Annotated in this window: 15 protein-coding genes; 4 read left to right on the forward strand and 11 right to left on the reverse strand. The window is 61.6% G+C overall.

Annotated features, from left to right (window positions below):
* Nucleotides 1-79: 79 nt before the first annotated feature.
* Nucleotides 80-877, reverse strand: a complete 798-nt coding sequence (locus ACWHVV_RS11605; protein WP_447926382.1) for a sulfite exporter TauE/SafE family protein — start codon at nt 875-877, stop codon at nt 80-82.
* Between the two features lie 139 nt (nt 878-1,016).
* Between ACWHVV_RS11605 and ACWHVV_RS11610 the strand changes: the two genes are divergently transcribed.
* Nucleotides 1,017-1,787, forward strand: a complete 771-nt coding sequence (locus tag ACWHVV_RS11610) for an NRDE family protein (protein WP_447926383.1) — start codon at nt 1,017-1,019, stop codon at nt 1,785-1,787.
* 8 nt (nt 1,788-1,795) lie between these two features.
* On the opposite strand, the gene ptsP is transcribed toward ACWHVV_RS11610, so the two are convergent.
* Nucleotides 1,796-4,057, reverse strand: a complete 2,262-nt coding sequence (gene ptsP, locus ACWHVV_RS11615) for a phosphoenolpyruvate--protein phosphotransferase (RefSeq protein WP_447929145.1) — start codon at nt 4,055-4,057, stop codon at nt 1,796-1,798.
* A gap of 125 nt (nt 4,058-4,182) precedes the next feature.
* Complete coding sequence (locus ACWHVV_RS11620; RefSeq protein ID WP_447529217.1) at nt 4,183-4,674, reverse strand: RNA pyrophosphohydrolase; 492 nt, start codon at nt 4,672-4,674, stop codon at nt 4,183-4,185.
* A gap of 203 nt (nt 4,675-4,877) precedes the next feature.
* Here ACWHVV_RS11620 and ACWHVV_RS11625 point away from each other — a divergent pair, with 203 nt between their 5' ends.
* Nucleotides 4,878-5,537 (forward strand): histidinol-phosphatase, encoded by a 660-nt coding sequence (locus tag ACWHVV_RS11625; protein WP_447926384.1) that lies wholly within the window; start codon nt 4,878-4,880, stop codon nt 5,535-5,537.
* 766 nt (nt 5,538-6,303) lie between these two features.
* On the opposite strand, the gene ACWHVV_RS11630 is transcribed toward ACWHVV_RS11625, so the two are convergent.
* On the reverse strand, nt 6,304-7,278 hold the full coding sequence (locus ACWHVV_RS11630) for a malate dehydrogenase (RefSeq protein WP_447926385.1): 975 nt from the start codon (nt 7,276-7,278) through the stop codon (nt 6,304-6,306).
* 199 nt (nt 7,279-7,477) lie between these two features.
* On the opposite strand from ACWHVV_RS11630, the gene ACWHVV_RS11635 reads away from it, so the two are divergent.
* Both ACWHVV_RS11635 and ACWHVV_RS11640 read left to right on the forward strand, forming a co-directional pair.
* Complete coding sequence (locus ACWHVV_RS11635; protein ID WP_447926386.1) at nt 7,478-8,590, forward strand: efflux RND transporter periplasmic adaptor subunit; 1,113 nt, start codon at nt 7,478-7,480, stop codon at nt 8,588-8,590.
* Nucleotides 8,591-11,662, forward strand: coding sequence for an efflux RND transporter permease subunit (locus ACWHVV_RS11640; RefSeq protein WP_447926387.1), 3,072 nt, complete (start codon nt 8,591-8,593; stop codon nt 11,660-11,662).
* 1,318 nt (nt 11,663-12,980) lie between these two features.
* Here ACWHVV_RS11640 and rsd read toward each other — a convergent pair.
* From rsd to hslR, 7 genes are all read right to left on the reverse strand, one after another.
* The gene (gene rsd, locus ACWHVV_RS11645) at nt 12,981-13,460 is read right to left on the reverse strand and encodes a sigma D regulator (protein ID WP_447893742.1); all 480 of its coding nucleotides are present in this window, start codon (nt 13,458-13,460) and stop codon (nt 12,981-12,983) included.
* Between the two features lie 125 nt (nt 13,461-13,585).
* The gene (locus ACWHVV_RS11650) at nt 13,586-14,086 is read right to left on the reverse strand and encodes a disulfide bond formation protein B (protein WP_447926388.1); all 501 of its coding nucleotides are present in this window, start codon (nt 14,084-14,086) and stop codon (nt 13,586-13,588) included.
* Nucleotides 14,083-15,723: a glutamate--cysteine ligase gene (gene gshA / locus ACWHVV_RS11655; protein ID WP_447926389.1), complete on the reverse strand. Its 1,641-nt coding sequence runs from the start codon at nt 15,721-15,723 to the stop codon at nt 14,083-14,085. The genes ACWHVV_RS11650 and gshA overlap by 4 nt, the downstream gene beginning before the upstream one ends.
* Nucleotides 15,724-15,848: 125 nt before the next feature.
* Complete coding sequence (locus ACWHVV_RS11660; protein ID WP_447929146.1) at nt 15,849-18,188, reverse strand: Tex family protein; 2,340 nt, start codon at nt 18,186-18,188, stop codon at nt 15,849-15,851.
* A 192-nt stretch (nt 18,189-18,380) separates the two neighbouring features.
* Entirely contained in the window at nt 18,381-19,937 is a 1,557-nt protein-coding gene (locus ACWHVV_RS11665) for a phosphoenolpyruvate carboxykinase (protein ID WP_447926390.1), read from the reverse strand.
* Between the two features lie 321 nt (nt 19,938-20,258).
* Nucleotides 20,259-21,134 carry an Hsp33 family molecular chaperone HslO gene (gene hslO / locus ACWHVV_RS11670; RefSeq protein WP_447926391.1) on the reverse strand — a complete coding sequence of 292 codons (876 nt, stop codon included), beginning with the start codon at nt 21,132-21,134 and terminating at the stop codon, nt 20,259-20,261.
* Nucleotides 21,135-21,176: 42 nt separating this feature from the next.
* Complete coding sequence (gene hslR, locus ACWHVV_RS11675) at nt 21,177-21,566, reverse strand: ribosome-associated heat shock protein Hsp15 (RefSeq protein ID WP_447529229.1); 390 nt, start codon at nt 21,564-21,566, stop codon at nt 21,177-21,179.
* Nucleotides 21,567-21,576 lie beyond the last annotated feature (10 nt).

The raw sequence follows: 21,576 nt of genomic DNA on the forward strand, positions 1-21,576 counted from the left end.
GTAAATCAATACAAACAAACCAGTTCAGGTCATCGCGGGCTTATACCGCGCTGCCTTTTCGTTTTTTAGCTCAGTACCGTCAAGCCAGTATAAAGCGAAGCCCCACGACGGCCAGCAGCAGCGCAAAGGATAACCGCAATACGCGAGCCGACAACACGTGGGCCAGCTTAACGCCTACGCGAGCAAAAGGGACACTCGCTAACACGATGCCGAAAAACGCCGGCCACATGATAAAGCCCGTGGACCAGGCGGGCAGCAATGCGTTGTTCCACCCCACCACGATAAAGGTGAGCGCGCCGACCAGCGCAATGGGCAGCCCGCACGCCGCCGAGGTACCCACCGCCTGGGTCATGGTGGCGCCACAGCGTGAAAGCCAGGGCACGGTCATTGCCCCGCCGCCGATACCGAATAGCGCCGAGATGCCCCCGACGACGCCGCCGGCAATCGTCATGGCGATTTTACCCGGCGCTATGGAGCCCGGCTTTGGCTTGAGCCCGAGAACCATTTTCCCCGCCAGCAAAAGCACGAACACGCCGAAAAGCGTGCCCAGCACCGTGCCGGAGAGATTCCCTGCAATGAAGACGCCGCCAATGGCGCCCAGCATCAGGCCCGGTAAAAGCGCCATGAACCAGGGCCGGTGAATGCTGCCTTTACGGTAGTGCCCCAGGGTCGACGACGCACCGGTGACCACGATGGTGGCAAGCGAGGTACCCACGGCCAGGTGCATGGTGATTTCCGGCGCAACGTTTTGCAGATTGAACGCAAACACCAGGGCGGGAACGATGATCAGCCCGCCGCCAACGCCAAACAGCCCGGCCATGGTGCCAGCCGCCGCGCCCAAAAGGAGATAGCCCAGTAGTGTGATCGCAATGCTCATGATGCAGCGCTCTTACTGATTGAGAGAGGGTGTTTTGCGCTTGCCCCCGCTGGAAGGCGGCGGGCAATATGAGCAGATGATAACATTTAGCCCCTTTCGATGGGGCGCCATGGTCCACTTTTGAAAGGCGATCGACGCCATGTGCCTACTTACCTTTGCCTGGAACCCGGGCAGTGCCACGCCCTTGAAGCTCGCCGGTAACCGCGACGAGTTTCACGCCCGCCAAACGGCGCCGCTACACCACTGGCAAGACCACCCGGACATTCTGGGCGGGCGCGATTTACAGGCCGGCGGCAGTTGGTTGGCGGCCAACCAACGAGGCGTAGTGGCGGCACTGACCAACGTACGCGAGCCCGGCGCGGCGCTACCCGCCAACGCCCCTAGCCGGGGCGAGCTCGTCTTTCGTGCATTACGTGCCGATGACCCGACCACATGGCTTCAACAGTTGGTCAAAGACGAGGCCACGCACTTTGGCGGTTTCAACCTGCTGGTGGCCCACAACGCGACGCTTTGGCACGTGCATCGCGGGGTCGCGGGCGTTTTTATCGAGCGCGTGCCGCCGGGTGTGCACGGGCTTTCCAATGCACGCCTGGATACGCCCTGGCCCAAGCTGACCGCCGCCCGCCAGGCGCTCGAAGAAGCGGGAAGCGACTGGCAAGCAGCCACCGCTCGAGCGCTGCATGACCCCAACACCGCCCCGGACGAAGCACTTCCCCATACCGGCGTAGAAGCGGGCCTGGAGCGTCGCCTTTCGGCGGCGTTCATCGTCGGGGAGGAGTACGGCACCCGCGCGACCACCTGGCTGAGCCTGGACGCCCAGGGCCACATCAACATGACCGAGCAACGGTTTGGCCCCATGGGGCGGCGCGAGGGAGAAACCACCCTGGCCCAACCCCGCGCGCCGCTTTAAAGACGCGGTTAGTCGCGGGGCGGCAGCAAGTGGGTTAGCTGCCACTCGTCCATGCGCTTGTTCAAGTGCTGGCGCACCAGGGCCGGGGTATCCAGCGCCATGATCTCATCCAAAAGCGTTTGGGCATCGGTGAGCGGCACCCGGCGAATCGCGGCGCGCACTTTCGGCAGGCTAGGCGCATTCATCGAGAGGCTCGAAAAGCCCATCGCCATGAGTAGCAGCGCGCCAGCCGGGTCGCCGGCCAGTTCGCCGCAAAGCGAAATCGGCTTTTTTAGGCGCAAGGCATCCTGGGAGAGTTCCTGGAGTGCGCCGAGAAGCGCCGGGTGCAGCGCATCGTAAAGGCTCGAGACCCGCGGGTTGTTGCGATCCACCGCCAGCAGATACTGGGTCAGGTCGTTACTGCCCACCGAGAAGAAATCGACCCGCTTGGCCAGCGCATCCATTTGGTAAATGGTGGCGGGCACTTCGATCATGACGCCTACCTGGGGGCGCCCGACGGCGATCCCCTCCTCGCCCAGCTCGAGAATGGCGCGGTCCAGCAGGCGCAAGGCTTCGTCGACCTCTTCCACGTTGGTAATCATGGGGAAAAGGATATAAAGGTTGTCGATCCCATGGGAGGCCTTGAGCATGGCGCGCAGTTGCACCATCAGCACTTCCGGGTGATCCAACGTCACCCGCATGCCCCGCCAGCCCAAAAACGGGTTGGCCTCCTCGATGGGAAAGTACGGTAGGTCCTTGTCGCCGCCGATATCCAGCGTACGCATCACGACCGGCAGCGGCGCGAAACCTTCCAACTGCTCGCGATACATGCGCATTTGTTCTTTCTCGCCGGGAAAGCGCTCGGCGATCATGAACGGCACTTCTGTCCGGTAAAGCCCCACCCCGCCGATACGGCTTTTGAGCAGCGCACTGGCGTCGACCGCGAGCCCCGTGTTCACCATGAGCGGCAGGTGGTAGCCATCCGGCGTTTCGCTGGGCAGGTCCTGCTCGTGCTCGAGCATGTCGCTCAGCGCCTGCTCTTCGGCAATCAAGCTTGCATAGCGCGCCTCGAGCTCTGGCGAGGGCCGCACGAACATGCGCCCGCGGTGGCCATCCAGCACGACCGGAGCGCCGTTCAACCGCGGCAGCGGTAGATCGACCATGCCCAGCACCGTGGGAATGCCCATCGCCCGGGCCACGATCGCCACGTGGGAGGTGCTCGAGCCGCGCACGGATACCAACCCTTTTAGCTTCCCCTTGGGCACTTCGCCCAGCATGGCCACGCTGATCTCGTCGCCGACCAGAATCGCGTTATCCGGGTAGGTTTCCGGGGTCGAGGGGGTGTCCTGCTGAAGATGCGCCAGCACCCGGCGGCCCAAATCGCGAATGTCGGCGGCGCGCTCGCGCAGGTAGTTGTCGTCCACACGTTCGAGATACTGAACGTGGCGGCGTACAACATCCGCTAACGCCCCGGGCGCCCACTGCCCTTCGCGAATGCGCTTTTCGACCTCTTCGGAAAGCGCCGCCTCGCCCAGCATCTGCTGGTAAACATCAAAAAGCGCCAGCTCCTGGGCGGAGATACGGCTGGCCAGGCGCTCGGCGGCGGCGCGGATTTCGCGGCGGGTTTGTGCAATGGCCTCTTTCAAGCGGGCGACTTCGAAATCCTGATCGCTTGGAACCAGATCCGGCACGCTGTTCAAATCCGCCGGCGGGCTGATCACGACGGCTTCGCCGATCGAGACCCCCGGCGAGGCCGCCACCCCCTTGAACATCGCCTGGCCGCCGGGCAGCGCCGGGCGCGAGAGATTCCCGGTGGCTAGCGCGTGGGCCAGCACCCCGGCAAGTTGGGCGGCCATGGTCACCAGGAACGCTTCGTCTTCGTCGTCGTAGCGGCGCTTTTCGGCTTGCTGCACGACCAGCACGCCCAGCATTTGGCGCTGGTGAATGATGGGCACGCCCAGAAAGCTCGAGTAGCGCTCCTCGCCGGTGGCCTCGAAGTAGCGAAACTGGGCGTGGGCCCGGGCGTCTTCCAGGTTCAGCGGCTCGCTGCGCTTGGCCACCAGCCCCACCAGGCCTTCGCCCAGCGGCAGCACTACGCGGCCCACGGCCTGGGTGCGCAGGCCGATGGTTTCCATCAGCACCAACGACTCGAGATCGCTATCATAAAGATAGAACGAGCAGACATCGGTCTGCATTGCCTTGCGGATACGGCGCACCATGGTAGACAGCGCGGCTTCTAACGTTCGCGCGCCGTTCACTTCTTGTATGACGCGCCTCAATACCTCCAGCATGGATGTTTTAGACTTCACTTTTGTTGTCCTCGCTGAGGGGTAGGCGGCACGGCGAGCAGCGCCTCGGCCAGTAGCGCTTTTTAATTGCGCTACTGGCCCTACGTCGGCCCGCCTTGTTTTTCACGCTATTCATCTCCCAGTGCCAAGCGCTGCACGCGAGGGGAAAGCTCGCGCAAGGCCCGCCGGTAGACTTCCCGCTTGAACGGCACGACCTGGCCCAAGGGATACCAGTAGCTGACCCAGCGCCAGCCGTCGAATTCGGGCTTGGGGGTTGCCGTCATGCTGATCCGGTTCTCCTGACACCGAATCCTGAGTAAAAACCACTTCTGCTTCTGACCGATACAAACCGGCCGTGAGTGGGTACGAATCATGCGTCGTGGCAGACGGTAGCGCAGCCACCCCCGGGTGCAGGCGACAATATCAACATCGTCGGCGGTCAGGCCGATCTCCTCAAACAGTTCACGATACAGCGCTTGCTGTGGCGTTTCGCTTGCTTTAATGCCTCCTTGGGGGAACTGCCACGCGTTTTGTCCTACGCGACGCGCCCAAAGCAGCTGCCCCTGGCTATTGACAATGATAATGCCAACATTGGGGCGAAAGCCGTCAGCGTCGATCACGGACTTCACCTTCTTGAATTTTCAGTTGTCCCCATTTTTCCACAAGGCAGACAAGCGTATCAATACAATATAACGCTCGGGGGCAATAACGGGGAGAAACGGTGCGTTCGCGGTGGGCAGCGGCCAGGGTCTCTGAGATAATTCGGTGCGCTTAACGTTCAGCGGCTTGAATCAAAGACCTATAAACCTACAAGGGGAACACGGTGAGCCTGGCCATTTTCGATTTGGACAACACGCTACTCTCGATTGATAGCGACCACGCCTGGGGCGAGTTTTTGCTGGAACAAGGCGCCGTGGACCCGGTGGCGTACCGCGAAGCCAACGACCGTTTCATGGCCGAATACGAAGCGGGCACGCTGGATATGGCGGCGTTTTTGGAAGTGGCCTTGAAGCCACTGGCCGAAAACTCCCCGGAGCAGCTGGCCGCCTGGCACCAGCAGTTCATGGCCAGCAAGATCGAACCGCACATTCTCGCCAAGGGCGAAGATCTTTTGGCCCGCCACCGCACCAAAGGCGATACGCTGTTGATCATCACCGCGACCAACCGCTTCATTACCGGACCGATTGCCGAGCGCCTGGGCGTGGATGACCTGATCGCCGTCGAGCCGGAAATGGTCAACGGACGCTACACCGGCAAGGTCACCGGCGTACCGAGCTACCGCGAAGGTAAGGTCACCCGTTTGCAGGCGTGGCTCGAAACCCAGGACCACACCCTGGATGGCACATGGTTCTACAGCGACTCGCATAATGACCTACCGCTTTTGGAACAAGTCGAACACCCGGTCGCCGTCGACCCCGACGACACCCTGCGCCAAATCGCCGAAGAGCGCCAATGGCGGATCATGAGTTTGCGGGATGATTAATGGGTGAAGGGTGAATGGTGAATGGTGAATGGTGAATGGTGAATGGTGAATGGTAGGAGCAGGCTTCAGCCATCGATGCAGCGCAACGCGCTGCCGGGGTTGGTGGTTGTGGCAACCTGTAATGCCTTCGTCACCCAAGGGCGGCTAGCGCCGCCATCGCCCAATAAAATTGGGCTCCTACAATAAAACCGTGCACCCATCTATTTGTAGGAGCAGGCTTCAGCCAGCGATGCAGCGCAACGCGCTGCCGGGGTTGGTGGTTATAGCAACCCAAAATGCCTTCATCACCGAAGGGCGGCTAGCGCCGCCATCGCCGATGTGTCGGACCACCAATAAAATTGGGCTCCTACAATAAAGCCGTGCCCTCTCTTGTAGGAGCAGGCTTCAGCCAGCGATGCAGCGCAACGCGCTGCCGGGGTTGGTGGTTATGGCAACCTGTAATGCCTTCACCACCCAAGGGCGGCTAACGCCGCCATCGCCCAATAAAATTGGGCTCCTACAATAGAGCCGTGCACCCATCTTTTGTAGGAGCAGGCTTCAGCCAGCGATGCAGCGCAACGCGCTGCCGGGGTTGGTGGTTGTGGCAACCTGTAATGCCTTCACCACCGAAGGGCGGCTAACGCCGCCATCGCCGATGTGTCGGACCACCAAAGAATCGGGCTCCTACAATGGAACCGTGCCCCAATTCTCTTGCAGGAGCAGTTTTGAGATAACAAAAAACCCCGCGAGCATACTTGCGGGGTTTTGGCATTGCGTCACGCGTGGCTTAGCCGAGCAGGTGCTCGACGGCGGAGCGTTCTTCGCGTAGCTCTTTCTCGGTGGCCTGCACTTTCTCTTTGCTGAACGCGTCCAGCTCGAAACCCTGGACGATTTCGTATTTGCCGCCTTTGCAGCGAACCGGGTAGGAGAAAATGATGCCTTCTTCGATGCCGTAGCTGCCGTCAGAGGGGATGGCCATGCTGACGATGCCGTCACAACCCAGCGCCCAGTCGTGCATATGGTCGATGGCGGAAGACGCAGCAGACGCGGCGGAAGAAGCACCGCGCGCCTTGATGATGGCCGCGCCGCGCTGCTGCACGGTGGGGATGAAGTCGTTTTCGTACCAGTCGCGCTCGACCAGATCGGTGGCGGCCTTGCCGTCGACCTTGCACTGGGCGATATCCGGGTACTGGGTCGCGCTGTGGTTGCCCCAGATGACCATGTTTTCGATATCGGTGACGTGCTTGCCGGTTTTTTGTGCCAGCTGGGTCAGTGCGCGGTTGTGATCCAGGCGGGTCATCGCGGTGAACTGGCCCTTGTCGAGATCCGGCGCGTTGCAGGATGCGATCAGCGCGTTGGTGTTGGCCGGGTTGCCGACGACCAGCACTTTCACGTCACGGCTGGCGTGGTCGTTCAGTGCCTTGCCCTGTACGGAGAAGATCGCGGCGTTGGCTTCGAGCAGGTCTTTACGCTCCATACCCGGGCCACGCGGGCGGGCGCCCACCAGCAGCGCGAAATCCGCATCCTTGAACGCCACGTTCGGGTCGTCCGAGGCAACGATGTCCTGGACCAGCGGGAAGGCACAGTCGTTGACTTCCATCACCACGCCGTTTAGCGCGTCCATCGCCTGAGGAATTTCCAGAAGCTGGAGAATGACGGGCTGATCCGGCCCCAGCATGTCGCCGGCGGCAATGCGGAAAATTAGAGAGTAGCTGATTTGGCCGGCACCGCCGGTAATCGCAATACGTACTGGATCTTTCATCATCGCTCCTTGGTTGGTTCGCCTTGGGGTGGTCGACAGAACACAAGACGCCAAGATGGTATGCCCACTTTAAAAAAAACTCAATCAGACAAAGGCCACAGGCGGTTGCGTCGCGATTCAAAGGCTCGCCGCCCCGCCGTGAGTGCGCTATGGTGGGAGCCGATTCTAACGTTCGTTTGATATTGAGACCGACCACCCCATGCGACGAATCCCCCTTTCTTACGCCCTGGCGAGTGTATTCGTGCTGGCGTTGATCATATGGCTGGCGTTGGGCGACTTTCAGCGCTTTCAAAGCACCCCGCCCGATGTAGAGACCGAGCAAAGCGACGAAGCGCCCCGGGTCGAGGTCACCCGCCTACAAAGCACGCCGTATATTCCCGAGCAGGTGATTCAAGGCCAGCTCGAGGCCCACCAGGAAACACTCTTGCGTGCCAACGCCGCCGGCTACGTTACCGAAAAGCCCGTGACCCAGGGCGAGCAGGTAAGCCAGGGACAAACGCTTTTGGTACTGGATAACGACGCCCTGCCCGAGCGCCTACAGCAGGCCCGGGACGAGCTGGCGGTGGCCCAGGCCGAATACGCCGGCGCCCAGGACCTGCGTCGGCGCGAATTCATCTCCGAGCCGGACCTTCTTCGCCTGCAAAGCGCGCTTAGCGCCAGCGCGGCCCAGGTGGCACAGCTGGAGCGCCAGCTAGCCGACACCCGCCCGACCGCACCCTTCGCGGGCGTGGTCGACCGGATTCAGGTCGAGCTTGGCGACTTGCTCCAGCCCGGCGAGGAGTGGGGGCGCTTGATCGATGACCAAACGCTGACCGGTACGGCCTGGGTCTCGCAGCAGCAAATCAATGACCTGAGCGTGGGCCTACCGGTCACCGCGCGGCTTTTGAACGGCAGTACGCTGGAGGGCCAGGTCTCTCACATAAGCAGCCGCGCCGAGGAGCAAACCCGCTCGTTTTATATCGAGGTCACCCTCGACAACCCAACGCGGCAGCGCCTGGCCGGCGGCAGCGCCGAGTTCACCATCACCCTGCCCCCACGCCAGGCCCACGCGCTCTCCCCCGCGCTTTTGAGCCTGAACGATCAGGGCGAGCTTGCCGTCAAGCACCTGGGCGAAAACGATGAGATCAAACAAACGCCGGTGACGCTGATAAGTGCAACGCTGGAAAGCGCCTTTGTGGCGGGCTTGCCGGATTCGCTGGAGCTGATCACCCTGGGCGCCGGGCTCGTTGGCGTGGGCGATACGGTCACGCCGGTGTACGTAGACGACGCGACGCCCCAGCCCGGTAGCGACGCGGCGGCAGCGAGGCCTTAAATGCGTTCACTCATTCAGGCCGCGCTTACCCATACGCGCACTACGCTGCTGTTGCTGATGGGCCTTTTGCTGGCCGGGGTCACCGCCTGGCAGGTCATCCCCAAGGAGGCGAACCCGGACGTTACGATCCCGCTGATCTACGTGTCGCTGACCCTTGAAGGCGTCAGCCCTGAAGACGGGGAGCGGCTTTTGGTGCGCCCCATGGAGCAGGAGCTTCGCGGCATCGAGGGGCTACGTAAGTTCACCGCCCAGTCCAGCGAAGGCCACGCCTCGGTCACGCTGGAGTTCGACCCGGGCTTCGACCCCAATACGGCGCTTTCGGACGTGCGCGAGCGGGTGGACATTGCCAGGGCCGAGCTTCCCGATGAAGCGGACGAGCCCCGGGTGATGGAAGTCAACGTCTCGGAGTTTCCCGTGCTGAGTATCGGGCTTTCCGGCCAGCTGGATACCCGGGAGCGCATCGCGATCGCCAGGCGGTTAAAAGAGGAGATCGAAGGCATCGCCAACGTGCTCGAGGTCGAGATTGCCGGCGAGCAGGAGGATCTTCTCGAGATCGTGGTCGACCCCCTGGTGCTGGAGAGCTACGGCATCGACTTCGATGCGCTGTTCAACCAGGTATCGCGCAATAACCGCCTGGTCGCGGCGGGCAGCTTGAATACCGGCGCCGGGCGTTTGGCGCTGAAAGTGCCGGGGGTCATTACCTCGCTCGAAGACGTCATGAACATGCCGGTGAAGATCGACGGCGACCGGGTGGTAACGTTTGGCGACGTCGCCTGGATTCATCCCACCTTCAAGGACCCGGAAGGCTTTGCGCGCATCAACGGCGAGCCGGCGGTGGTACTCGAGGTTTCCAAGCGTGCCGGGGCGAACATCATCGAAACCATCGACGCGGTGTGGGAGCGCTTCGACCAGGCGGGCGAGCTGTTACCCGACTCCCTTCGCGTGACCCCGATTCTCGATGAGTCGACCACCGTCGCCAATATGCTGTCCGAGCTTTTGAACAACGTATTGACCGCGGTGGTGCTGGTGCTGATCGTGGTGGTCGCGGTCATGGGACTGCGTATGGCGCTGCTGGTGGGCCTGACGATTCCCGGCGCCTTTTTGACCGGTATTTTGCTGGTGTGGGCCTTCGGCTTCACGCTCAACATCGTCGTGCTGTTTGCGCTGATTCTGGTCGCCGGGATGCTGGTGGATGGCGCTATCGTGGTGAGCGAGCTGGCGGACCGCTACCTAAAAGAGGGCCAAACCCCGTTCGATGCTTGGCTCAACGCTGCCTCGCGTATGAGCTGGCCGGTCATCGCCTCGACCGCGACGACCCTGGCCGTCTTCGTTCCGCTGCTCTTCTGGCCCGGCGTGGTCGGTCAGTTCATGAAGTACCTGCCGGCCACGGTGATCCTTTGCCTTCTGGCCTCCCTGGCCATGGCGCTGGTGTTTCTGCCCACGCTTGGGCGGCTGATCACCCGTCAAGTCCCCAACCCCGAGGAGCAAACCGCCACGCTTGGCCAAAGCACCGCCCTTGGCCGCGGCTACCGGCGGCTACTTGCACGCCTTCTACAGCGCCCGGGCTGGGTGCTGGCGTTTTCACTGCTGGTCATCGCGCTTTTATATACCGGCTACGCGCGCTTTAATCACGGCATCGACTTCTTTCCCAACGTGGAGCCGGACAGCGCCCAGGTGCTGGTGCGCGCCCGGGGCGACTTCTCGGTGGACGAAGCCGACGCCATTTTAAAGCGCGTGGAGACGCGTCTAGGCACCATGAGCGAGGTGGAAGCCCTCTACGCGCGCTCGTTCGTGGCCAACGAACAGGCCGGCGACGATGTGGTCGGCACGCTGCAGTTTCAGTTCATCGACTGGTATCAGCGCCGCCCGGCCCGCACGATTCTTGCCGACATGGCCGAGCGCACCGCGGACATCCCCGGTATTACGCTGGAATTTCAGGAGCAGGAGCAAGGCCCTGGCGGCGGCAAGCCCATCGTGCTGGAAATCAGCGCCAACGACCCGGCGCTAGCCGATGCGGGGGTGGATCAGTTGAGCGAATTAATGCGCACCCTGGGCGGCTTTACCGATATTCAGGATAACCGCAGTCTGCCCGGCGTGGAGTGGCAGATCAATGTGGACCGCGAAGCCGCCTCGCGCATGGGCACCGATATCACCACCATCGGCAGTGCCGTGCAGCTTCTGACCACCGGCCTGCAGGTAGCAAGCTACCGCCCGCCCACGGTGAGCGACGAGGTGGATATTCGGATTCGCCTACCCGAGCGCTTTCGCACCCTGGATCAGCTCGAGCGCTTGACCCTCAATACCGAGCGCGGCCAGGTGCCCATTTCCCACTTCGTCACCCTCACGCCCGCGCCCAAGGTCGGCACGCTGAACCGTATCGACGGTCGCCGGGCGATTACCCTGGAAGCCGATCTGGCGCCGGGGTATCTGGCCGACGAGCGCCTGCGCGCGCTGTTCGAGGCAGGCCAGGGGCAGTTACCCGACGCCCTCATGGTCAACGTGGCCGGCGAGCAGGAGGATCAGCAGGAGTCGATGCAGTTTCTGATCACCGCGTTTTTGGTGGCCGTAGGCCTGATGACGCTGATTCTGGTCACTCAGTTCAACAGCTACTACCAGGCGGCGCTGGTGCTCTCGGCGATCGTGTTTTCAACCGCGGGCGTACTGATGGGGCTTTTGATTACTGGCCAGGCGTTCGGCATCGTGATGGTCGGCATGGGCGTGATCGCCTTGGCGGGGATCGTGGTGAACAACAACATCGTCTTGATCGACACCTATAACGAACTGCGCGGCCAAGGGCTTGCGCCCGGCGAGGCCGCCCTGGAAGCGGGTGCTCTGCGCCTACGCCCGGTACTGCTCACCGCGATCACCACGGTGCTGGGCCTGATGCCAATGGTGCTGGGCATCAACGTCAACCTTTTCGCCCCGGCGCTAGGCTTCAACGCCCCCTCCGCCCAATGGTGGACCCAGATGTCCAGCGCCATCGCGGGAGGCCTCACCTTCGCCACCGCCCTCACGCTGCTGCTTACCCCCTGCATGCTGGTAATTGGGGGAACGTTAAGGCGCGATAAGTAAAGATAGCGCCCAACCCCAGCAGCGCTCTGCGCTGCGTCGCTGGCTGAAGCCTGCTCCTATAAGAGATGGGGGCACGGTTTCATTGTAGGAGCCCGACTCATTGGTGGTCCGACACATCGGCGATGGCGGCGTTAGCCGCCCTTGGGTAGTGAAGGCATTATGGGTTGCCATTGCCACCAAAACCAGCAGCGCGTTGCGCTGCATCGCTGGCTGAAGCCTGCTCCTACAAAAGATGAGTGCACGGCTCCATTGTAGGAGCCCAATTCATTGGGCGATGGCGGCGTTAGCCGCCCTTAGGTGGCGAAAGCATTTCTGGTTGCCATCACCACCAACCCCCAGCAGCGCTCTGCGCTGCATCGCTGGCTGAAGCCTGCTCCTACAAGAGATGGGTGTACGGTTTCATTGTAGGAACCCAATTCATTGGGCGATGGCGGCGTTAGCCGCCCTTGGGTGGCGAAGGCATTACAGGTTGCCATTGCCACCAAAACCAGCAGCGCTCTGCGCTGCATCGCTGGTTGAAGCCTGCTCCTACAAGAGATGGGGCACGGTTTCATTGTAGGAGCCCAATTCATTGGGCGATGGCGGCGTTAGCCGCCCTTCGTTGATGAAGGCATTTGGGGTTGCCATAATCACCAGCCCCGGCAGCGCGTTGCGCTGCATCGCTGGCTGAAGCCTGCTCCTACAAGAGATGGGTGTACGGTTTCATTGTAGGAACCCAATTCATTGGGCGATGGCGGCGTTAGCCGCCCTTCGGTGATGAAGGCATTCTGGGTTGCCATTGCCACCAACCCCGGCAGCGCTCTGCGCTGCATCGCTGGCTAAAGCCTGCTCCTACAATGGATGGGGGCACGGCTCCATTGTAGGAGCCCAGTTTTATTGGTGGTCCGACACATCGGCGATGGCGGCATTAGCCGCCCATAGGTGATGAAGGCATTTAGATTGCCATTACCCCCAACCCCGGCAGCGCGTTGCGCTGCATCGCTGGCTGAAGCCTGCTCCTACAATAGATGGGGGCAAGGCTCAATTGTAGGAGCCCAATTTTATTGGGCGATGGCGGCGTTAGCCGCCCTTCGGTAGTGAAGGCATTACAGGTTGCCATTGCCACCAAAACCAGCAGCGCGTTGCGCTGCATCGCTGGCTGAAGCCTGCTCCTACAAGAGATGGGGCACGGCTCTATTGTAGGAGCCCAATTTTATTGGTGGTCCGACACATCGGCGATGGCGGCGTTAGCCGCCCTTGGGGGATGAAGGCATTCCAGGTGCCATCACCATCAACGTCGCGGGCCACCAAAAACCTGCACCTATGCAAAGGACGCTGTTTAAGAGGCAGTCTGCGGGCTGTGGGCGGCGTGCAGGCGGGCGATGAGCTGGTCTTCCAGCGCGAAGCGTTCGGTCAGGGCTTTGGCGAGGCGGTCGAGCCAGGCGGGAAGGCGTGTGATATTCGTTTGGCAGTGCTCAACGCTTGCGTAATCTTCGTCGAACGCCAGTACCATGGCCGTCGACATCTCCAAACGCTCCAGCAGCTTACCGGCAATTTCCAGGGCGCTTTCATCCTCGAAGGCTTTGGCTTCCCGGGCGAGCTCCGGGTAGACCTCGAAATGCCCGGCGCTGATATAGTCCATCAGAAGCTCGCTGAAGGTGTCGATGCGCGGCTTGTTGACGGCGTCGAGTTCCGAGTCGCAGGCTTCTTTTAGCTCGATGAAGCTGATCAGAAAAGAGCGGCGTTGCTCCAGCCAGCGGTCGATCAAGCTGTGTACCCCGCCCCATCGTTCCTGGGCGTTTGTGCAGTTCTCCAACATGGCGTTCTCCTAACCGGTAGCCACTTGTCCTCGCTTAGACTCGCTTTTCCTTTTGAGCGTGTCAATGCGAGCACAGGATTTCGATTTTTCGGCACCGGTGTGAAACCGATGCCGGAAATCGGCCGTTAGCGCTTATAGGCAAGCCACAGGATACGCAGGGGCACCAGCGCCAGGATCAAAAAGCCGATCAACGTCCAGGCGGGCAGTGACAGGCCCAAAAAGGTGAAGTCGATTTCGGCGCATTCGCCGGAGCCGGTCAGCACCATGGCGACGACCTCCTGCATGGGCAGGATGTCCATCATGTAATCGAGCCCAGGCCCGCAGGAAGGCACTTCGCTGGGTGGCAGATGCTGCAGCCATACGTGGCGCCCGGCAATGAAGGCGCCGGTGGCCACACTTGCAAACCCCAACACCCCGTAAACCGTTTTACCGGCGGTGCTCTTGGGGTTATGCAGCGCGGCCAGCAGCAAAACGATACCGGCGGTAATGACCGCCACCCGCTGAAAAATGCACAGCGGGCACGGCTCGAGCCCGACGACGTGTTCGAGCACCAGCGCCACGCTCATCATCAAGGCGCAAAAGGCTACCCCGGCCCAGGCCGTGGACCGGGTGAATGATGGGATCATTCCAATTCCTCGGAGGTAATAGACGAAAAGGTGCGCATTTCGCGGGCCTTGATGAAGTAGTGCTCGATGAACTCGCTAAACGATTCCTGGTCGGCGGCTTCGATATCGCGCTGCTGCTGATGAGACGTATCGATCAACTGGTCCAAAAGCGCCTCGCGGGAACGCAGCATGGGAGTCGATTCCAGCGCCTCGCGCTGCTCCTGGGCCAGCGCCAGCAGCGTATCGCTGAGCGAGCCATTGCCTTTTTTGAGGCGCTCGAGCATCTGGCCGGAGGGCGTAAGCGTCGGGTCTTGAAGCCGCGGCGCGAGGGCATCCAGCGCCGCCTGGTGGGGCGCGTCATCTTCGACGGCGTCCAGCAGGCGCGCTACTTCGCCCATTTCGGCAAAGATCTGCTCGCCCCAGGCGGGTAACGAGATCGCTTCGCCGTTTCTCAATAGCTCCAGGGCCGGGTCGCGGCCGCGCTCGACCACCAGGCGGCGGTTGTCGTCCAGCCGATCGCACTCCTCATCCGAAATCCAGGGGCTGTCGCTTAGCAAGCACCACAGCAGGAACACGTCGACAAAGCGCATCTGGTCTTCGGTGATGCCCAAGGGGTCGAATGGGTTCAGATCCAGACAGCGCACTTCGATGTACTCGACGCCCCGCGCCTCGAGCGCCTGGCTCGGCGTTTCGTTGTGCTTGGCCACGCGCTTGGGGCGAATATCGCTGTAGTACTCGTTTTCGATCTGCAGGATATTGGCGTTGAGCTGGCGCCAGTCGCCGTCGACGTTCACGCCCAACTTTTCGTAGTCCGGCCAGGGCGAGGAGATCGCGTGGCGCAGCGTATTGACGTAGTTGGAAAGCGAATTGAAGCAGATCTTGAGCTGCTCCTGCACCTTGTTCTGATAGCCAAGATCCGACATGCGCAGCGTCGTGGCGTAGGGTGCGTAATAGGTATCGTCGCTCAACGGCTCGAGCTTTTCGGGTATTTTACCGTCCGGCAGGAAGCTTTTGTCGATCGCAGGCGAGGCGCCGAAAAGATACAACAGCAACCAGCTATGACGGCGAAAGTGGCGGATCATGCCGAAGTAGCGCGTCGAGCGGTAGTCGTTGAACGGGATGTTGGTGGCTTTTTCGAGCTCGCGCAGGGCATGCCACATGTCCTCGGGCAGCGACACGTTGTAATGCACCCCGGCAATCGCCTGCATGATGCGCCCGTAGCGTACGTCCAACCCTTTGCGGTAGACGTGCTTCATGGTGCCCACATTCGAATGCCCGTAATCGGCGATCGGCACGCTATCGTTACCGGAAAGCCGCGACGGCATGCTGCCCGGCCAGACCCATTCGTTCTCCAGGTGCTGGTAGGTAAAGGTATGCAGATCGGACAAAAACGCCAACGCCTCGCGAGGCTCGGTGTACACCGGGGTGATGTACTCCAAAAGCGATTCCGAGTAGTCGGTGGTGATATGCGGGTGGGTCAGTTTCGAGCCCAGCGCTTTGGGGTGAGACGTCTGGGCGATATGGCCGTTGGCATCCACCCGTAACCCCTCTTTTTCTAGTCCACGCCGCAGCCGCCCTAGCCGCCCCAGGCGCGCGCTTGGTAGCAAGCGCTCGATTTGAGCGGTTAACGACGTTGGCACAGTGAGTGGCTCAGCCAAAACGAACACTCCTTGTCAATCAGGCCCGCCGTGCGGGCCCTGGTAAAATCGGCGGGTAGCCCTAAGGCTAGCCTTTAATAAAGCCAAGAATATGGCGCAAACTACGTAACATTCAAGGCGCGCGACTATTTGCCCTGCTTCGCTTTTAATAGTGCCGCGCCCAGCGCCCCCATGGAGGACTCGGCGGCGGGCTTTTCGCGCTGACCGCGGGCGCTCTTTTGCGCCCGAGGCGCTTTTTTATCGCCCAGCTCCTGGCTAGCGCCTTCGCTTTCGACTTCATCGCTTAGCCGCATGGAGAGCCCGACCCGCTTGCGGGGAATATCCACGCTCATCACCTTCACCGTGACGATATCCCCCGCCTTGACGATCGATCGCGGGTCCTCGACGAACTTTTCGGCCAGCGCCGAGATATGCACCAGGCCGTCCTGGTGAACGCCGATATCCACGAACGCGCCAAAGTGGGTCACGTTGGTGACCGTGCCTTCCAGCACCATCCCAAGGGTCAAGTCGCTGAGCTTCTCGACCCCTTCGCGAAATTCCGCGGCCTTGAACTCCGGGCGCGGGTCGCGGCCGGGCTTGTCCAGCTCTTTGAAAATATCGCTGACCGTGGGCACACCAAAGCGCTCATCGGCGAATTCGGCTGGTTTCAGCGCCTTGAGGGTTTGGCTATCGCCAATCAGGCCCTTCACGTCGCGCCCGCTCTGCTTGGCGATGCGTTCGACCAGAGTGTAGGCCTCCGGGTGAACGCCGCTGGCATCCAGCGGGTTCTCGGCGTTGCTGATACGCAAAAAGCCGGCGCACTGCTCAAACGTTTTCGGTCCCAGGCGGCTGACGTCCAGCAGCGCCTTACGGCTTTTGAACGCGCCGAGCTGGTTACGCTGAGCGACGATGTTCTCCGCGATCACCGCGCTAAGCCCGGCCACCCGCGAGAGAAGCGCGCTCGAGGCGGTATTGAGATCCACGCCCACGGCGTTCACGCAGTCTTCGATGACCGCTTCCAGGCTTTTGGAGAGCTGCACCTGGGAGACATCGTGCTGGTACTGGCCCACACCGATCGATTTCGGCTCGATCTTGACCAGCTCGGCGAGCGGGTCCTGCAGGCGCCGGGCAATCGACACCGCGCCGCGCACCGTAACGTCCAGATCCGGCAGCTCTTTGGAAGCGTACTCGGAGGCCGAATAAACCGACGCGCCCGCCTCGGACACCATGACCTTGCTCAGGCGCTGCTCGGTGCCCAGCGCCTTGACCAGCTCGCCGGCCAGCTTGTCGGTTTCGCGGCTGGCGGTGCCGTTACCTACCGCGATCAGCTCGACGTTATGGCGTTTGATGAGCCTGGTGAGCTCTGCGAGCGACTCGGTCCAGCGGTTTTGCGGCGCGTGAGGGTAAATCGTCGCCTGGTCCACGAACTGCCCGGTGGCATCGACCACGGCGACCTTGCAGCCGGTACGCAGGCCCGGGTCCAGCGCCAGCGTGACCTTCTGCCCCGCCGGCGCGGCCAGCAGTAGATCCTTCAAATTGGCCGCGAAGACATCGATGGCGGTCTGCTCGGCCTGCTCGCGAAGCCGGCCCAGCAGCTCGGTTTCGAGCGCCGTGTAAAGCTTGACCCGCCAGGTCCAGCGCACCACTTCGCTCAGCCATTTATCGGCCGGGCGGCCCTGATCTTGAACGCCCACCTGCTTGGCGATGGCGACCTGGGCCGGGTGAATCGGGGCTTCGTCTTCGCCGGGCAGGCGGATGGCCAAACTCAGCACGCCTTCGTTACGCCCACGGAACATGGCAAGCGCCCGGTGGGACGGCACTTTAGCGAGCTTTTCGTCGTGCTCGAAGTAATCGGAGAACTTGGCACCTTCCTGCGCTTTGCCATCGAGCATGCGGGCGCTGAGTTGACCTTCGTCCCAAAGCCGCTCACGCAGTCGGCCGATCAGCTCCGGGTCTTCGGCGAAGCGCTCCATGAGAATCTGCTTGGCGCCGTCAAGCGCCGCCTTGGCATCTTCGATGGCGGCAATATCGCCGTCCGCGGCGCGAAGATACCCTTGCGCCTCGCTTTCAGGGTTTAGCGTGGGGTCGGCCAACAGCGCGTCGGCCAGCGGCTCGAGCCCGGCTTCGCGGGCGATCTGAGCCTTGGTGCGGCGTTTTTTCTTGTAGGGCAGGTATAAATCTTCGAGGCGCTGCTTGGTTTCGGCGGCGTCGATGCTCGCCTTCAAGGCATCATCGAGCTTGCCCTGCTCGTCGATGGCGGCAAGCACCGCACCGCGGCGCTCTTCGAGCTCGCGCAGGTAGCGAAGGCGCTCGTCGAGTTGGCGCAGTTGGCTGTCGTCCAGCGCCCCGGTGACCTCTTTACGGTAGCGGGCGATAAAGGGCACGGTCGCGCCTTCGTCCAGTAGCGCTACCGTGGCGCTGACTTGCTGCGCCTTGACACTCAGCTCGTCCGCTAAACGCGAAATAATACGTTGATTCACATCCATACGTGCCACTAACTCATGCCATTTCAAATGCCGACAAGGTACCACAAACGTTTTAGGCTGGCATGAATTGTCGGTGGCACGAGCGGCGCGGTTCAGCCAATACCGCCCATCCAGCGGGCCCTGGCACCTTACCCGGCCGCCCATAAAAAAAGCAGCGCTTTCGCGCTGCCTTTGAGGTAGTGATCAAACCGTTCAGCTCAACTGCGGGCCTGCCTTGATGATGGCATCACTGACGCCTTCGAACTTTTTGAAGTTCTCGACGAATTTGGTGGCGAGTTCGCGCTGGTGATGATCGAACGCGCCTTGATCCTGCCAGGTGTCGCGGGGGTTTAGAAGGCTCGAATCCACGCCCGGCACCGCGGTGGGTACGTCGAGGTTAAGGCCATCGATGTGCTGGGTTTCGATATCGCGCAGTACGCCGGACTGAATGGCGCTGATGATCGCGCGGGTAGTCGGGATCGAGAAACGCGCGCCCCCTTCACCATAGGCGCCACCGGTCCAGCCGGTGTTGACCAGGTACACCTGGGCGGCCTTTTTATCGACACGCTTGATCAGAAGATCGGCGTACTCGCGGGCCGGGCGGGGGAAGAACGGCGCGCCGAAGCAGGTAGAGAACGTCGCGGCCAGGCCCTCAGACGAGCCCATTTCCGTGGAGCCCACCTTGGCGGTGTAGCCGGAAAGAAAGTGGTACGCCGCCGCTTCCTTGGAAAGGATCGATACCGGCGGCAGCACCCCGGACATGTCGCAGGTCAAAAAGACGATGGCGTTGGGCTCGCCGGCCAGGTTTTTGGCCACGCGCTTTTCGACGTGTTCCAGCGGGTAGGCGGCGCGAGAGTTCTGGGTCAGGCTATCGTCGGCGTAGTCGGGTACGCGGCGGTCGTCGAGCACCACGTTTTCAAGCACGGTGCCGAAACGAATGGCGTTCCAGATGACCGGCTCGTTCTTCTCGGAAAGATCGATGCACTTGGCGTAGCAGCCGCCTTCCATGTTGAAGACGATGTCGTCGCCCCAGGCGTGCTCGTCATCGCCAATCAGGTAGCGGCCCTGGTCGGCGGAGAGCGTGGTTTTACCGGTACCGGAAAGACCGAAGAACAGGCAGGTTTCGCCGTCCTCACCCACGTTGGCGGAGCAGTGCATGGGGAGCACATCGGCGTCGGGCAGCAGGAAGTTCTGTACCGAGAACATCGCTTTTTTCATCTCGCCGGCGTAGCGCATGCCGGCGATCAGCACTTTTTTCTCGGCGAAGTTGATGATCACGGTGCCATCAGAGTTAGTACCGTCGCGGCCGGGTTCGCACTCGAAACCCGCGGCGTTGAGAATCGTCCAGGCCTCTTTACTCGCCGGGTTGTAGGTCTCCGGGCGCACGAACATGGTGCGCCCGAACAGGTTCTGCCAGGCGGTTTCGGTTGTGACCCGTACCGGCAGGTAATGAGTCGCGTCGCTGCCCACGTGCAGCTCGGCGACGAAGTGCTCTTCACGGCCCAAATACGCTTCCACCCGCGCCCACAGTGCAGAGAACTTTTCGGCGTCGAAGGGGCGGTTGACGCTGCCCCAATTGATGCTGTCTCGCGTGGAGGGCTCATCGACGATGAAGCGGTCCTTGGGGGAGCGCCCGGTGCGCTCGCCGGTATTCACCACCAAGGCGCCGTCTGCAGAAAGGCGGCCTTCACCACGGGCCACGGCGCGCTCGACCAGTTCGGCGCTGCTGAGGTTGACGTGGGCTTGGGGAGCGGCTTGAGTCGTGGTCATGTCAGTTCCTGGGCTTGAAGCCGTTTCTCGTTACAAGCGCAAAAGACGTGGGCCTCTTTTTGCGCTGGAAAGGTTCTCCCAGCCGCTACACAAGCGGGCCGGGCGCTGAAGACCGGCGCATTATGGCAAAAAGAAAGCCCCCGTGAAACGGGGGCTTGGGACAATCATTTTGTAGTTAAACTACTACAACGACGGGCTTTTTCGTGCTGCGCTGCGGTAATTTTTCAAACACTTGTTTGCCTTTAGTGCTATACCCCAAGGCCTGCATGGGTTAAGCGTGTATGGTCTTTAAATACCGGCAACGCCTTGGCGACTACATAATTAGTGGATGACCGGCGCGGGACCGTCCGGATCGTCGATGAGCGCTTCGATTTGTGCCGCAGTGTAGTGATATTTCGTGTGGCAGAAGTGGCATTGGGTCTCTATTTCGCCCTGCTCGGCCAGAATATCCTTGAGCTCGGCTTCGCCCAGCGAGTGAAGCGAAGAGCTCATGCGCTCGCGCGAGCAGGTGCAGCCAAAGCGCAGTTCCTTGGGCTCGAACACGCGCACGGTCTCTTCGTGGTAAAGCCGGTAGAGCACTTCGCGCTGCTCGAGCCCGAGGATTTCCTCGGTTTTGATCGTTTCGGCCAGGTGTACGCTGCGCTCCCAGGCGTCCACGTCCTGATTTTGCGAGGCGTCCGGCAGGCGCTGGAGTAAAAGCCCGCCGGCGGTTTTGCCATCGGCGGCCAACCAAAGCCGGGTAGGCAACTGCTCGGACTGGCTGAAATACGCCTCCAGGCAGGTGCCGAGGGTTTCGTGTTCGAGACCGACGATCCCCTGGTAGCGCTTGCCCTCTTTGGGGTCGAGGGTAATGATGATTTGGCCCTCACCGACCAGGTCGCGAAAACCGGCGCTCTCGCTGGGAAGCGCGCCCTCTTCGTTGAGCCTGGCAATGGCGCGCAGCTCGCCACCGGGGTTGGATTCGGCCATGAGTAGCGAAAGATCGCCCTGGCCACGTACTTCGATACTCAGCGTGCCGTCGAGCTTGACCGTATCGGTCAACAGCGCCACGGCGGCCAGCAGCTCGCCCAGCAGCGTGTTGACCGCCTCCGGGTAGGCGTGGCGGCTGAGCACCTCGTGATAGGCCGACTCGAGGCTTACGATCTCCCCGCGCACGTTGGTGTGGTCGAACATAAAGCGTTGGATTTGATCAGACATAGGGGACCATCGAAAAAAATTGGGGGACATTGAGGGGGAGATTTACTCGCCCTGATTACGCTGAAAGCGCTGAATCTCGCGGCGCTGTTTTTTATCCGGGCGCTTTAACGGATGCTGCATCACTTCGTTATTGAGGCGGCGGGCTTCGGTTTCCTTGGCGCGGCGCTCTGCGCTCTCCTGGGTTTCGCTGTAGAGCGTACGCGCCTCCGGGGCGCCGCGGCGCTGGCCCGACAGGGTGAGCACTTCGACCTCGTAGATATCCCACCCCTGGGGTACACGGATCAGCGCGCCGACCTCGACATTCTTGCTGGTCTTAACGCGGTCACCGTTGTAGTGCACCTTGCCACCTTCGATGGCTTTTTTGGCCAGTGCCCGGGTCTTGAAAAACCGTGCGGCCCACAGCCATTTATCCAGCCGAACGCTGTCGCTCATTGAGGCTCTC

The sequence above is a fragment of the Vreelandella sp. EE27 genome (genome assembly GCF_968206495.1).

What these genes read in the sequence shown, in the direction of transcription:
- ACWHVV_RS11630 (WP_447926385.1), bottom strand. Translation starts at nt 7,278, where the DNA reads ATGAAAGATCCAGTACGTATTGCGATTACCGGCGGTGCCGGCCAAATC.
- ACWHVV_RS11660 (WP_447929146.1), bottom strand. Translation starts at nt 18,188, where the DNA reads ATGGATGTGAATCAACGTATTATTTCGCGTTTAGCGGACGAGCTGAGT.
- ACWHVV_RS11610 (WP_447926383.1), top strand. Translation starts at nt 1,017, where the DNA reads ATGTGCCTACTTACCTTTGCCTGGAACCCGGGCAGTGCCACGCCCTTG.
- ptsP (WP_447929145.1), bottom strand. Translation starts at nt 4,057, where the DNA reads ATGCTGGAGGTATTGAGGCGCGTCATACAAGAAGTGAACGGCGCGCGA.
- ACWHVV_RS11665 (WP_447926390.1), bottom strand. Translation starts at nt 19,937, where the DNA reads ATGACCACGACTCAAGCCGCTCCCCAAGCCCACGTCAACCTCAGCAGC.
- hslO (WP_447926391.1), bottom strand. Translation starts at nt 21,134, where the DNA reads ATGTCTGATCAAATCCAACGCTTTATGTTCGACCACACCAACGTGCGC.
- ACWHVV_RS11635 (WP_447926386.1), top strand. Translation starts at nt 7,478, where the DNA reads ATGCGACGAATCCCCCTTTCTTACGCCCTGGCGAGTGTATTCGTGCTG.
- ACWHVV_RS11640 (WP_447926387.1), top strand. Translation starts at nt 8,591, where the DNA reads ATGCGTTCACTCATTCAGGCCGCGCTTACCCATACGCGCACTACGCTG.
- hslR (WP_447529229.1), bottom strand. Translation starts at nt 21,566, where the DNA reads ATGAGCGACAGCGTTCGGCTGGATAAATGGCTGTGGGCCGCACGGTTT.
- ACWHVV_RS11650 (WP_447926388.1), bottom strand. Translation starts at nt 14,086, where the DNA reads ATGATCCCATCATTCACCCGGTCCACGGCCTGGGCCGGGGTAGCCTTT.
- rsd (WP_447893742.1), bottom strand. Translation starts at nt 13,460, where the DNA reads ATGTTGGAGAACTGCACAAACGCCCAGGAACGATGGGGCGGGGTACAC.
- ACWHVV_RS11605 (WP_447926382.1), bottom strand. Translation starts at nt 877, where the DNA reads ATGAGCATTGCGATCACACTACTGGGCTATCTCCTTTTGGGCGCGGCG.